The sequence below is a fragment of the Photorhabdus viridis genome, from assembly GCF_040256935.1.
GTDB classification, from domain to species: Bacteria; Pseudomonadota; Gammaproteobacteria; order Enterobacterales; family Enterobacteriaceae; genus Photorhabdus; species Photorhabdus viridis.
Map to the genome: position 1 here is coordinate 1 of NZ_JBEJZY010000378.1, position 279 is coordinate 279.

The following is a 279-nucleotide window of genomic DNA, read 5'->3' on the forward strand; positions in this document are numbered from 1 at the left end:
CCAGTGGGAGCAGACTGAAGAAGGGCTGTGGCGTGTCATGGCCCAGCAAACCAGCGAGGGGGCGGGCTATCGGCTGGCATACGATGATGAGACCCGCACGGCACACTGGCACGACGGCAGCCGCACGGTTTGGCGCCTCAACGACGCGCGCCACATCATCCACTGCCTCGACCGCAATGGCACGGAACACCATATTCTGTGGGATGAATTTGGCCTGCCGAACGGCTACACAGATGCGGACGGCCACACCCGTCTGAGTGAATGGGACAAACACGGCCG

At 62.7% G+C, this 279-nt stretch carries 1 pseudogene; it reads left to right on the forward strand.

The features are described from left to right. Nucleotides 1-37: 37 nt before the first annotated feature. Nucleotides 38-279, forward strand: a pseudogene (locus tag ABR397_RS23815) (RHS repeat protein); the annotation flags it as partial.